Annotated in this window: 11 protein-coding genes; 2 read left to right on the top strand and 9 right to left on the bottom strand. The window is 70.1% G+C overall.

Annotation, left to right across the window (positions count from 1 at the left end; all coding sequences use genetic code 11):
* From A3Q40_RS16505 to A3Q40_RS16490, 4 genes are all read right to left on the bottom strand, one after another.
* Positions 1-555 carry a thermonuclease family protein gene (locus tag A3Q40_RS16505; RefSeq protein ID WP_068103824.1) on the bottom strand — a complete coding sequence of 185 codons (555 nt, stop codon included), beginning with the start codon at positions 553-555 and terminating at the stop codon, positions 1-3.
* On the bottom strand, positions 552-1,538 hold the full coding sequence (locus A3Q40_RS16500) for a hypothetical protein (RefSeq protein WP_068103821.1): 987 nt from the start codon (positions 1,536-1,538) through the stop codon (positions 552-554). The genes A3Q40_RS16505 and A3Q40_RS16500 overlap by 4 nt, the downstream gene beginning before the upstream one ends.
* Positions 1,535-1,936 carry a hypothetical protein gene (locus A3Q40_RS20420; protein ID WP_068103819.1) on the bottom strand — a complete coding sequence of 134 codons (402 nt, stop codon included), beginning with the start codon at positions 1,934-1,936 and terminating at the stop codon, positions 1,535-1,537. Before A3Q40_RS20420 ends, A3Q40_RS16500 begins: the two co-directional genes overlap by 4 nt.
* Before the next feature lie 205 nt (positions 1,937-2,141).
* Positions 2,142-2,429, bottom strand: coding sequence for a hypothetical protein (locus A3Q40_RS16490; protein ID WP_068103817.1), 288 nt, complete (start codon positions 2,427-2,429; stop codon positions 2,142-2,144).
* 115 nt (positions 2,430-2,544) lie between these two features.
* On the opposite strand from A3Q40_RS16490, the gene A3Q40_RS16485 reads away from it, so the two are divergent.
* On the top strand, positions 2,545-3,198 hold the full coding sequence (locus tag A3Q40_RS16485; RefSeq protein WP_068103815.1) for a hypothetical protein: 654 nt from the start codon (positions 2,545-2,547) through the stop codon (positions 3,196-3,198).
* Here A3Q40_RS16485 and A3Q40_RS16480 read toward each other — a convergent pair.
* Both A3Q40_RS16480 and A3Q40_RS16475 read right to left on the bottom strand, forming a co-directional pair.
* Complete coding sequence (locus A3Q40_RS16480) at positions 3,185-3,775, bottom strand: hypothetical protein (protein WP_068103813.1); 591 nt, start codon at positions 3,773-3,775, stop codon at positions 3,185-3,187. The genes A3Q40_RS16485 and A3Q40_RS16480 overlap by 14 nt on opposite strands.
* Positions 3,776-3,793: 18 nt before the next feature.
* Positions 3,794-4,216 (bottom strand): hypothetical protein, encoded by a 423-nt coding sequence (locus A3Q40_RS16475; RefSeq protein WP_157889644.1) that lies wholly within the window; start codon positions 4,214-4,216, stop codon positions 3,794-3,796.
* 331 nt (positions 4,217-4,547) lie between these two features.
* Here A3Q40_RS16475 and mobF point away from each other — a divergent pair, with 331 nt between their 5' ends.
* Complete coding sequence (gene mobF, locus A3Q40_RS16470; protein ID WP_068103809.1) at positions 4,548-9,356, top strand: MobF family relaxase; 4,809 nt, start codon at positions 4,548-4,550, stop codon at positions 9,354-9,356.
* Between the two features lie 79 nt (positions 9,357-9,435).
* Here the strand turns inward: mobF and A3Q40_RS16465 are convergent, their stop codons facing one another.
* From A3Q40_RS16465 to A3Q40_RS16455, 3 genes are all read right to left on the bottom strand, one after another.
* Entirely contained in the window at positions 9,436-10,170 is a 735-nt protein-coding gene (locus A3Q40_RS16465) for a hypothetical protein (RefSeq protein ID WP_068103806.1), read from the bottom strand.
* 177 nt (positions 10,171-10,347) lie between these two features.
* Positions 10,348-10,803, bottom strand: a complete 456-nt coding sequence (locus tag A3Q40_RS16460; RefSeq protein WP_068103800.1) for a DUF4913 domain-containing protein — start codon at positions 10,801-10,803, stop codon at positions 10,348-10,350.
* Positions 10,800-12,458 carry a type IV secretory system conjugative DNA transfer family protein gene (locus A3Q40_RS16455; RefSeq protein WP_235606606.1) on the bottom strand — a complete coding sequence of 553 codons (1,659 nt, stop codon included), beginning with the start codon at positions 12,456-12,458 and terminating at the stop codon, positions 10,800-10,802. The genes A3Q40_RS16460 and A3Q40_RS16455 overlap by 4 nt, the downstream gene beginning before the upstream one ends.
* Between the last annotated feature and the right edge of the window lie 59 nt (positions 12,459-12,517).

Here is a 12,517-nt window from a genome sequence, read left to right as displayed (position 1 = left end):
TCAGAGGCCGCCGTGGCACGGCGGTCCCCACAACCCCAGGCCCGCAGCGTCGGCGCGGTCCTGCGCGGCGGCGATCTCGCCGGCCAACTGCGGAGGACGGGTGTCGTCGTAGACGTACGCGCGGGCAGCGCCGGCCTCGGCGGCGGCGACGGAGTACTCCCGCCCGTCGGGAAGGACGACGTACCGCAACAGGCGCCCGTAGTCGTCGACGTCGCCGGCGCGGGGGTCGTCGCGCATCGTCACCCGTTGTCCGTCGAGCAGCTCTCGCGCGAACGCCGTCGCTTCCGGTCCCCAGCACTGCACCGGCGTGTCCGGACGCTTCGTTTCCGGGGTGTCGATCCCGACCACCCGCACCCGTTGCGTGACACCGTCCACGGTGTCGACCTCGACGGTGTCACCGTCGATCACGCGGGTCACCGTGACGTCCTGAACTGTCGGCGGGGGATCGACCCACCCGAACGTCTCGCCGGACCGATCCGCCGGTTGGCACCCGACCAGCACCGCCGCGCACACTGCCGCACCCGCGGCGACCACGGGGCGGGTCCCGCGGGTCACGTCGGCACCCGCCGGCCGTCGCGGGTCGCCGCGACACGGTCCCGGTACGAACGGTGTGCGGCGGCTTCGGCGTCGACGAACGCCTCGACGTCGGGCATCCCGCTGCTGTCGCGGTGCGGGTAGGTGGTCGGGGTGTACCCGCACCCCGGCAAGGCGACGGTGGCGAAGGCGTAGTCGTAGAGCGGTTCGAGATCCCCGTCGTCGTAGCTCTCGGTCTCATCGGTCGACAGCAGCACCGGCACGTCGTCGGGCAACCCGAGGTCGCGGGCCCGTGACGTCGCCGCCGCGATCCACGTCGCCACGTACGCCTCGACGTCGGTCTCGTAGAGCGTCTGCACTGCCGCCAGCTCCGCCTCCAACTCCGCCCGCGGCCCACCGTCGAGTTCGGCGCGGCGCAGCTCCGCCCGAATGGCGACGGTGTCGCGCGTGCACAGTTCGCGGATGCCGTAGTCGTCGAGCTGTTGGTCGCGAGTTTCGAAGTAGAGCACCACCGGTTCGGTGCGCCGCAGCAGCGGCAACTCCGGATCGGTGCCCAGGCCGGCCAACGCGGACACGTGATGCGCCGCCACCGACTCCGGTGAGGCCGCGAGCAGCAGGTCGGCGCCGCCGACGTTCGCCGCCGCAGTCGCCGCCGCCCGTTCGAGGACGGCAGCGACGTCGACGCGGCGACTGCGGGCGGCGCGGGTCAGTGTTGCGGCGAGGTCCCGTTCGACGGCCGGTGCAGTGTCGAACTCGGCCGCGACCGTGGCCACCGCACCGGAGACGTCGCGCAGCGGCCGCGCGGTGTCGGACGCGCCGAGCGCGGTCAGGCTCACGTGCACGTCGGTCACTCCACGCAGCGGGAGGGCGGCGAGCTGGTTCCGCACGAAGCAGGTCGCTGCGGCTTCGTCGGGGAACACCCCGTGGGCGTGCACGTTGCGCGGGCCGCTGCCGTCGCTTCGCCGGTCGGCGATCACGACCTCGATCACCGACTGCGGCGTCACTGGTGGACCTCCGCACCGCCGTCGGTGCGCGCGTCGGAGGCACCGGTCGAGCCGGTCCCGTCGTTGGCCGTGGTGTCGGCGGCGGGTGTGTCGGTGGCGGGTCGGGTGCGTCGACCCGAGGTCCGCCGCGACGGCTTGCGCGGCGGGGTCGGTGCGGGCAGGCCGGCGGATTTCAGTTCGGCCGGTGTCCAGCCGGCGTCGACGGCGTCCTTGTACGCCTTCGCCAGTGCGGTGTCGGCGTCCGCGGCCGCACTGCGGGCGGCTTCGGCTGCGGTGTGTGCGGCGGAGGCGGCGGCTGCGGCGTCGAAGAGGGATTCGACGTAGCGGGTGCGGGTGTCGATCGCGGCGCGAGCGCGTGCGAGAACGGTGTCCTTGTCGAGTGTGGTGATGGCAGACATGAGGGCCTTTCGTGGGAGCGTCGACGGCCGCACAACAGGTACGCGAAAGGTGCACCCCCGCAGCAGTAGCGGTGGTGTGCACACGCGGTGTGTGACGACCGGTGATGGACGCTCGACCGTGACCCTCATCGACGGTCGAACACCGACGACTGTAGAACACGACACCGACACACGCATCCGCGACGGTGATGCGCGCCGGTCGGTGTCAGTAGTAGCGGCGCGGGTAGGTGCCCTTGCTGCCGTTGCCGACGGACCCGCCGAGGTAGGCGAGCGGGATCATGAACGCCAGCACCATCAGCACGAGACCGAACGCCGCGAAGAACGTCGCGAAGAACGCGATCACGGCGACGGCGATGGTAATGCTGACGGCGAAGCTGCCGAGGATGACCAACCACGCAGCGGCGGTGGCCCACCGGCCGCGGCCGTGGACGGCGATGTGGCGCACGGCGAGGATCAGCAGTCCTCCGCCGGCGATGGCGAACGGTGTCAGCACGAGCGGTCTCCCAACGACGGGGGGAGTGCACCACTGGCCGTTCGGCGCGGCGCACAAGGTGTGTGCCCCGGTTCCTACAGGACAGGTCCGACATGAACGCCGTAGCGTCCGACGAATGCAGTACGCCGCGCAGGATGCAGTCGAGCAGGCAGCGGAAGGATTTCGTTTCACCCAGGGCTGGGGGAGCGTCGGAACGATTGTCGTTGCGTTGGTCGCGTTGGTGGTGTCGGCGCACTTCAACCGCCGCACTCTCGGCGAGGCCGATGGACGCCACGAAGTGCAGCGCCGCGACGACTACAACGACCACGTGCGCAACGCCGCCGTGGACATAGCGACCGCCTGCATGGAGTGGATGCAGATCGACTCGGCGTACCGAACCGGTCTCGAGATGATGCTCGACGCCCGCACCGCAGGGAACCGCGTCGAGGAGCAACTGGCTGAGCAGTTCGCGCGGACGAAGGACAACGAGTTCTTCCCTGCGGAGCGCCGAATGCGGTCGGCTCTCTACTCGATGCACCTGTTGACGAGAAGCCCACACATCGACCCGCACATCAGCGCGATGTTGCACGCCGTCGACAAGCTGCGCCCGATCATCAACGGAATCGAGTACCCCGACGACGCCAGCGTTCGATCCGGCCGCGAGATGTTGGAGGCCAAATCCACCGTGATCCGCGAACAACTCGCTCACGTCGTCAACAACACACGCGAGCACTTTCCGTTCACGTTGCCCGACCCGGCCGAACGTAAGCGGCGGTTCAGAACAGCGTAGGAGCGGCGATGCTGTCGGCGTCGACGCCCGCGAGCGCGGCACGCAGCCGATCGGGGTCGTACCCACCGAGCAGTGCGTCGCGAATGGCGACCGCTCGACCGTATCGGCCGCGCGGGTCGCGGTAGGCGGGGGTCGAGCCGAGGTGCCGGCCGGTGGCGACGGCGTGCGCGAGGTTCGCTGATTGGGTGCCGAGCTTGAGGTGCCCGTCGCCGACGCGCACGCACAACGTTTCGTCGCAGTCGTGTTCACCGACCGCGTCGGGGCCGAGGTCGCCGTGCACGAGGATCAGCGCGAAGCGGTGCGCGCCGACGGTGCGCTGCGCGCCGCCGTCGACGAAGTTGATGCGCCCGTATCCGTCGGGGTTCGAGACCGCGCCGACGAAGAAGTGGCAGCCGGGAGTGACGACCACTTTCGCGCGGAATCGCGCGATCGTCGCGGCCGACGGGGGAGCGGCGAGCGGTGTCCCGCGGTAGGAGCTGCGCACCGGAGTCGGCGGGGCTGGGTCGAAGCCGGGGAGCACGAGTTGGTCGTCACCGTCGACGGCGGGCGTCGCCGCGGCGGGGTGGTGGGGAGGCATTTGCACCCGCAATGGTGCTTATCCCGCCGACTCGGAGGAGCCGGAAGCGTCGGCGTGGTGCGGTGCAGGACTGTCGGTCGACGACACGGTGGTGTCGTCGACGGGCGCCGCCGACGGGGCGTCGTCGGCGCCGAGCTCGCCGCCGGCCGCCGCACCGGACGGTGCGACGGGGCCGGTCAGTTCGGCGAGCAGGGTGCGCGCTTGACCGAGGGTGAGACCGGCCAGCGACGCGGCCGCAGTGAGTGTTCCTTCGCGTTCGCGGATCGCCGCCAACGCCTCCGCCTGGCGGCGGCGGGCCGCGTCGATTTCTTCCGCTGCGGTGAAGAACTCCGTCAGCGAGGCCATGTTCGCCTTGTCCCGTTCGGCGCGGGCGGCGAGGACGAGTCGCTGCGCTTCGCGGGCGCGGGTGCGCGCGGCGACGCGCGCCGAGGTGGACGCCATGCCGGCCACCCTAACCGCCCCGCCCGACATTTCGCCCGATCCCTAACACAACCCGACCCCGGATCGCCTTTCCGCTCCGCTGCACACCCGTCGACCCGCATTCCTCCTCCGTCGTCACCAAGCAGCTCGTTCCTCGCCAACCCATAACGCACACACCATTTGCTCTTATAGAGCGCCTGCGGCACGATCGGTCTGTGCTTGTCTGGTCGCGCGACCCCCATAAGGGGGGTACGACGCGCCCTGATAGGGCCGCTGAGCGGCTATTTCTGGACCGAACCCCCTGCCCTTCCGGGCATCCGATTTCGGCCCGCGCTGGGGGTGGTGTGCGGTGATGACGTTGCACCGCCTCCACGCGGGCGACGGGTACACCTACCTGACCCGGCAGGTGGCGGCGTGTGATCACACCGTCACCCGGGGGCAGAACATCGCCGACTACTACACCGCCGAGGGCGCCCCTCCCGGGCGGTGGGCCGGCCGCGGCGCCGCCGCACTCGGTGTCGACGGTGTGGTGTCGGAGACGCAGATGAAGGCGCTCTTCGGTGAGGGACTGCACCCGGACGCGGAAGCGAACATCACCCGCGCCGCGCTCGCCGGTGAGGACATCGACCGCACCGCCGCCGCGCAGCAGCTCGGCCGCCCGTTCCCCACCTTCGAGAACAAGGTGCCCTACCTCGCCGCGGTGACAGCGGCGACCACGGCGGCGGCCAAGGATGCAGGGAAGGCGTTGTCGGCGGGGGAGCGGCAACGCATCCGCATCGACACCGCCGCCGCGTTCTACCGCGCCGAGTACGGCCGCGACGGTGCACCGAAGGAGCTCACCGAGTTCATCCGCGCCCAGGAAGCGAAGGTGCGTCACCCCGTCGCCGGGTACGACCTGGTGTTCACCCCACAGAAGTCGATCAGCGCCCTGTGGGGACTCGGCGACGCCGCCGCCAAGGACGCGGTCGAGCGGGCGCACACCGAAGCGGTGAACGAAACTCTCGCGTGGATCGAGGCCGAAGCCGGCTTCACCCGCCGCGGCAAGGGATCGACCGAGCAGGTCGAGACCGACGGGTTGGTGGCGACGCAGTTCGTGCACTACGACAACCGCACCGGGGATCCGAACCTCCACACGCACTGTGCGATCTCGAACAAGGTCCGCACCACCGACGACGGGAAGTGGCGCGCACTCGATGCGCGGCCGCTGCACCGCATCGCCGTCGCCGCCGCCGCCCGCTACAACTCCCTCGTCGCCGACAAGACCGCCCGCTACGCCGGTGTGCAGTTCGAGGACCGCGCCCGCCCGGACGGCAAACGGCCGGTGCGCGAGATCGTCGGGTTCGACGCCGACTTGTTGTCGGAGTTCTCCCGACGCGACGCGATCATGGCCCGCGCCCGCGAGCTCACCGAGGAATACCGCGCCGAGCACGGGCGCACCCCGTCGAAGGCGCAGCAGATCCGCCTCGTGCAGCAAGCCACCCTCGACACCCGGTCGGGGAAAGCGCCGCCGGTGTCGCTGTCGGTGATGCGCACCCAGTGGCGCGAGCGCGCCGAGACCTTCCTCGCCGAGCGCGGTATCGAAGGCGGTGTCGACACGTTGCTCGCGTCGGTGCAGAACCGCGCCGTCGCGGCGGCGGCCGTCACCGAGATCGACGCAGCGCAGTGGGCGCAGCGGGTCATCGACCGCGTGTCCACCGCACGTTCGACGTGGACGGAAGCGAACGTGCGCACCGTCGTCGAGGACGAACTCTCCCGCGTCCGGTTCGCCGAACCGGCGCACGCCCGCCGTGCCGTCGAGCAGGTCACGCAGGCGGCGCTGCACCGCGATTCGCTGCTGCTCGACATCACCCTCGACGACCTCCCCAGTGCGCTGACCCGCTCGTCGGGGGAGTCGGTGTTCACCGACCACGGCGCCGCCCGGTACTCGTCGACTGCCGTCCTCGACGCCGAACAGCGCCTCCTCGACGCCGCACACACCCAGACGGTGTTCACCGTCTCGGCGGAGGCGTTCGACGGTGCCCGCGCCCGCCGCGAAGCACTCGAGACCGCCCGGACCGGCACACCGTTCGTCTTCAACGCCGGGCAGCTCGCGATGGCGCAGGGACTCGCGACCGCGGAGACCCTGGTGTCGGTGGGCATCGGCCCGGCCGGCACCGGCAAGACCGCGTCGATGAAGCTGCTCGTCGACGCCTGGCACGAACAGGGCCGGACCGTCCTGGCGTTGGGGCCGTCCGCCGCCGCGGCGACGGTGCTCGGCGAAGACGTCGGGGTGCCCGGCCGCACCATCGCCTCCGTGCTCCACCAGCGCGCCGTCGGCACCGACACCGGCGTCGACCGCGGCACCCTGATCCTCGTCGACGAAGCGGGCATGGCCTCGACCCGCGACCTCGACGCCTTGGTCACCCTCGCCGCCGAACGCGGCGCGGTGGTGCGCATGATCGGCGACTCCGCACAGCTCGGCGCCGTCGACGCGGGCGGCGCACTGGGCATGCTCGCCCGCGAGACCGACGCACCGGAATTGGTGGAGGTGGTGCGTTTCCGCGACCCGGCCGAAGCCGCCGCCTCGCTCGGTGTCCGCGCGGGCGAGAGTGCCGCGCTCGAGTTCTACCGCGCCCGGGGCCGCATGATCGGCGGCACCGACGACGAGCTGCTGGTGCGACTGCTCGACGACCACCTCGCCGACACCCGCAGCGGGTTGTCATCGGTGATGCTCGCCCCCACCAACGACCAGGTGCACCACCTCAACGTCGCCGCTCAAGCAATCCACCACGCCGACACCGGCACCGGCCACGGCCCGTCGGCGGCGCTGTCGGACGCTGCCCGCGCGTTCGTCGGCGACACGATCGTCACTCGCCGCAACCGCGCCGAACTGCGCGCCGTCGGGGTGAACGGCACACGTTTTTCGGTGCAGAACGGTGACCTGTGGACCGTCACCGGTGTCGGCACGGACGGCAGCCTCGCTGTCACCGGCAACCGTCACGGCGCGCACACGGTGCTGCCCGCCTGGTACGTGCAGGGTCACACCGAGCTCGGCTACGCCCACACCATCCACCGCGCCCAAGGACTCACCGTCGACGTCGGTCGCGCCCTGCTCTCCAACGCCGTGGACAGACAGGCCGCCTACGTGGCGATGACGAGAGGCAAGACCGGCAACTACGCCTACCTCGTCACTGACGCCCTCGCCGAACCCGACCTCGACCACCCGCCGCACCCCGAACAGACACCCGGCGACGTGTTCGCCGGCATCCTCGCCCGCGACGGCGAAGAACGCGCCGCCGTCGAGCACTTACGCGACGGGTTGGCCCGCGCGTCGGACCCGCGCCGCTTCCGCGACTACTACGACACCGCTGCGGTCAAGCTCGGCGATGCCCACGCCCGGCACCTGCTGTCGGCGACGCTGCCGACCGCCATTCACACCGCCGCGACCGGGCAGCGGGGGTGGGACGCCGCCGTTGCCGGTGTCCGCGACGTCCTCGCGCGTGGCGCCGACCGCAACGTGGTGATCGACCTGCTCGGTGACCCCGACCTGCACACCGCCGGCAACGTCCCCGTCGCGATCCTCGCCCGACTCAAGACCGTCGAGGTGCCCGAGAGCGGGTCGACGCTGCCGGTGTTGCCGCCCGAGCACCCCGGCGCCGACACCGAGCTGCGCGCGTTCGCCGAGAGCACCGTCGCAGCGATCGTCGACCCCCGCGGCGCGGACGCCCTGTGGGTGACCGACCTGGACTACACGCACCCGCAGCAGCAGGCGTATCGGAACGCGATGCACGCACTCGTCGACGCCGACGCCCTCACCGCGGTGCGGAGCGCCGTTCCCGAGCGCGTCGCGGCCGCACTCACCGACCGGGAATGGGCCGAGCTCGCCCGTCGTGTCGTCGACACCGCACTGGGCGCCGACCCCGGCACTCTCGATCTGCCCCTGACCCGCTTCGACGACGCCGAACGCGACGCGATCCGCGCGGTCGTCGCCGACGTCGCCGGAACCGACCCCGATCTCACCGCCTACACCGACGAGCTGCGTACCTACCTCGGCCTGACCGACGGCCGCGAATCGACGGCACCTGCCGCCGCCGATCCGGTCGGCGCGGCGCCGCGGTCCACCCTCGGTGCGCGACCCGAACCGGTGCGCACCCCCGCGCACGCGGACACCGACGTCGCCGCGGCGGCTGAGCAGATGCGACGTAACCCGATCCGCGCGCTGGGCGACGACCAGCTCGCGGCGGCCGCCGCGCAAACCCGCACGCGACTGGCTGCACTCGACCGCGACATCCGCCTCGCCACCGCCGCCAAGACCGCCGCACTCGGCGGAAAGACCGCCGCCGCCGCACGCGACGACATCGCGCAGACCACGGCAGCGGCGAAGGCCGTCCAGAACGCCGTCGATACGCAAACACGCGCCGAGCGGGCACAGGCCCGACTCGCGGCAGCGCAAGAGAACGAACGCGCCGCACGGGAACCGCAGATGGGCCGCTTCGGTCGACGCACCGTCGACCAGGAACGTCTCGCCGCCGCGACCGCAGAGACCGCGCTGTGGTCCGAGCGGGCCCGGTCCGCCGCCGCGGCCGCCGCCGCCGCCCTCGCCGCTGCCCCGCCGCGTCAGACGTGGGACCGGGTCGTCGCCGACGCTCACCGCGCCGAGGAAGATCACGACGCCACCCTCACCGCGGCGCGGGCCGCCGATCGGCGTGCCGCGACCACCGCCGACGACACCCTCACCGCGGCCGCCGCAGAACGCGACCGTCTCCGTTCACGCGCGGCCGCGCTCACCACGGAACGGGAGCGCCGCCGCGCACTCACCCCCGACGAGGCGAACGTCGAGAACACACTGCGAGCCCAGCATCGCAAGACCACTGCCGACACCGCCCGTGCGACGGGTGCCGCGGTCGGACAGATCCCCACCGCCGAACTCCAACGCCGACTGCGCGTGGCCGCCGTCGCCCGCACTCCGGTCAGCGGCGCAGCTGCCGCCCGAAGCGAGCGCACCCGGCAGACCTACCGGGACGAGCTGGACCGCCGCAACGCCCTGGCGCCGGCCGACCGGGCCGCCGAGGAGCGCGCGCGCACCGCCGCCGCCCGCAAGCAGGAGACCGAGCAACACCTGCGGGACCGCACGACCGGCCGCGACAACGACCGGACCCGTGATGTCGGGCCGGGTCTGTAGCGACTCCGAAAACAGGAAGGTCGGGTGTCTTGGTAGTCGCACTCGGGTAACGCAGCACCCGCCAGTGCTGTAGCGCTTCTCAGCCTCCGAATGCCGAGTTGATGGCGTCCGTCGCGCCGTCGAGCAAAGCGTCGCTGCCGCGGTCGAGCGCCTTGGTGCCGGCGGAAACGGCTGCTTTCTTGATTAGCTTTTTCGCCTGGTCGAGCCACCCGGCACGCCGCTCCTCGGGGACTTGGTCGTCAGCCGCACCCAGCAGCGCGGCACCAAGCTCGAAGGTAACCGACCGAAGCTCCACGTCACCGAACGTCTGAAACTCATTCGCTACCCGTCGTGCTTCTTCGATCAAACCCAGCAAGTAGCGCCGCACAGCGTCGTCGATGTCCTGGCTTTCCCTTACCAACGTCACCGCGTCGTCGAGATAGGTGAGCAGGTCGGTGATGTCATCACCGGTGATGAACAACGAGTTGTTGACCATCTGCAGTGTCAACCCGAGCGACTTCAGCAGTCGCATCAGCATTCGATCGACAACGGGCCGCTCATTCGCGTTGATCTGTTGCCACGGCACGCTGTAGGAGAACACCACCTGATACAGCTCGGGCATGATGTCCCGGAACATTTCGACATCCTGGCCGTCCGCGTGCAGCCCGTCCACGGCACGTTCGACGTCCTTAAGCAGTTCAACGGCTCGCGACTGGCTCCGCCAGAACTCCAAAGAGGTGGGGTCTCCGTTGAACCGTATCTGTTCGGGAGGAGTGTTCGGTGGCACTGTCCAATCCATGATCAAGTCGTGGAGCTTGAAAGCCGAGTTGGACATAGCTTCCGATGTTATCGGGAGGACCCGTGTCGGCCGCCCCTACGGCCGCGAGTACACAACGATTCACGGGCACACCAGGATCACCACACCCCGGCCAACGCCACTATCGCGGTCATGGTGGCAACGGGATTTATGCTGGCGTTGGCCGAGATCTACAGCAAGGCAGCGTGACCGCACCTACTCATCGTCGAGGTCGACGCCGTCCGGCACCGGCACGGTCCGGAGCGCAGGATGACCGGTCCAGGAACCGTCGGGGTCGGTGTGACTCATCGGCCCGTGTCGCCCGTCGAGCAACACTTTCAGGTGCCCGTCGAGGTCGGTGAGCCACCACCGCGACATCGCCGACGGGTCCTCGGTGCTCGCAGCGAGGGCGCCCTCGTAGGCGTCCCACAGTGCCCGCAGCCGCTCCCGCACCTCGCGGTGACGCCACCACCGCGGGTCCCAGGTCAACCCGTCACCGGGCCGATCGGACAGATGCCGATTGACCACCCGGGCGAAGAAGTCGGTGACGAACGTTTCGAGGTCGGGGAACCGCCGTTCGGGTTCGACCTCGTCCACTGCCTCCGGGTCGTCCCACTGCCCGGTGATGTCGATCGCGTCGCCGTCGACGGTCGGTTCGAAGTCGTCGGTCACCAGCGATCTCCATCGTTGTCGTCGCTGTCCTTGTCGAACGACATTGGTGGATAGGGCGTTTCGTGGTCATCGTCGGCGGAGTACTCGTCGTCGTCCTCGATCCCGGCCAGGATGGACGCTCTGAGTTTTTCGGTCCCCGCGTAGCGGCCCACCGACTCCTCGATGACGGCCTTGTCGTCGGTTTCCCACCAGTGCACCTTCTTGATCAGGACCGGCGGACTGCCGGGGATGACCAGCAACGCTCGACTCTTGGGCATCTGAACGACCTTGTGCTGCGGCATGATGGGGCGTTCCTGCCAGCTCTGGCTGGTGCTGCCCCCGGATTTGCCGCGACTGCGGGTGGTGGTCAGCACTTCGTGGGTGCCGACGATGTCGGAGAGTTCGGCGGTGTAGTCGCTGTTGTTGACCCCGCCCCCGTAGAAGTGCATCGAGTTCGACAGCATCCCGTCGAATTCGTCCGTGCCCCAGGCTTTGTGGCCCTGTTGGGGGTTCTGCAAAATGGAGATCGGGATGATGCCGTGCGAGCCGAAGTAGGAGTACTGGTCGGGGAGGTCGTCGAGCAGGACGGTGTTGGTCACCTCGTCGAGGACCGCCACGAGCGGCACTTCGAGTCGACCCTCGCGCGAGCGAGTCGACGGCCGCCACCACGACCGAGGCCACCAGGACGGCATCTGCTTCGGGTATCGACGAGACGGGTTCCGTACGGCGACGTCGAGCCCGGCGTCGAAGATCTGCCCGATCAGGGCGGTGATCAGCGAGCGTGCTGGTCCCGGACCTTTCCGTGAGTGGGTGTAGATCGTGTCGGTGCTGGTGACGAACTTGTGGGGGTCGAACTCCGGTCGGTCGTGATGCACCGATCCGGGGAGCCGGCGGATTTCCGCAACGCCCGTGTCGGGGTTCGTGCGAGCTTCGATGATCACGCGGCGGGGCGGTGTGATGACGTCGGCGTAGTCCTTGTCGATGAACACGCTCAGGCATCTGCGGGCCATGTCGTACAGGCCGTCTCGCTGACGAGGGTTGATGCGCAGGGCGGTGCGGATGGCGTTGGCGGCTTCGGGGTGCCCGGTCGCCTCGAGTACGAGCGCGGGGGTCGAGTCCTGATCGCGGTTGAGCCAGTGCATCGCGTGCAGCATGTCTCCGCCTCCGGCCGCGGCGGCGAGGAGGTAGAACGCCAGCAGGTCGGCAGATCCGCCGTCGAAGTAGCTGCTGGTCGTTGCTCCCTTGATGGAGGAGCCGGAGACGAAGAACGACGCGACCCGCCGCGCGTCGCTCATTTCGCGGACCCGTTTGAGCGGGTTCCACCAGAACGTCACCACGCGGGCGCCGCTGACTGCCTGCAAGTCGAGCATGTCCACCCGTCCGCGCTGTTCGCGGCTGAGCCGGGTCGCGGCGTGCAGGTCCGGCTTGATGGTGTTGGCGATGACCGGACCCGGGCCGGCGAGGACCGCGCGGATGGCCAGCGCCGCGGTCTTACCCATCCGCATGCCGGCGATGGCCACCATGACGGTCTCCCACGACAGGTGCACCGGCACGTTCCCTCGCACGGTGTAGCCGATGAGGAACCCCCACGAGCGGGGGTCCTTCTTGTCGAACTGCGGCACCAACTCCTGCGACGCCGACCGGGAGATCCCCGACAGCTTGCGGGGGTGCGCCATCGTTTTGGCGGCACTGTCGACGGAGGTGCGGCCTCGCGCCCACCGCCACACCCCGAGCC

Origin of the sequence: Rhodococcus sp. PBTS 1 (genome assembly GCF_001620025.1) — a bacterium.
Classification (GTDB): Bacteria; Actinomycetota; Actinomycetes; order Mycobacteriales; family Mycobacteriaceae; genus Rhodococcoides; species Rhodococcoides kroppenstedtii.
The sequence above is the reverse complement of the archived record's forward strand: the minus strand, read 5'-3'. Positions and strand labels throughout refer to the sequence as shown.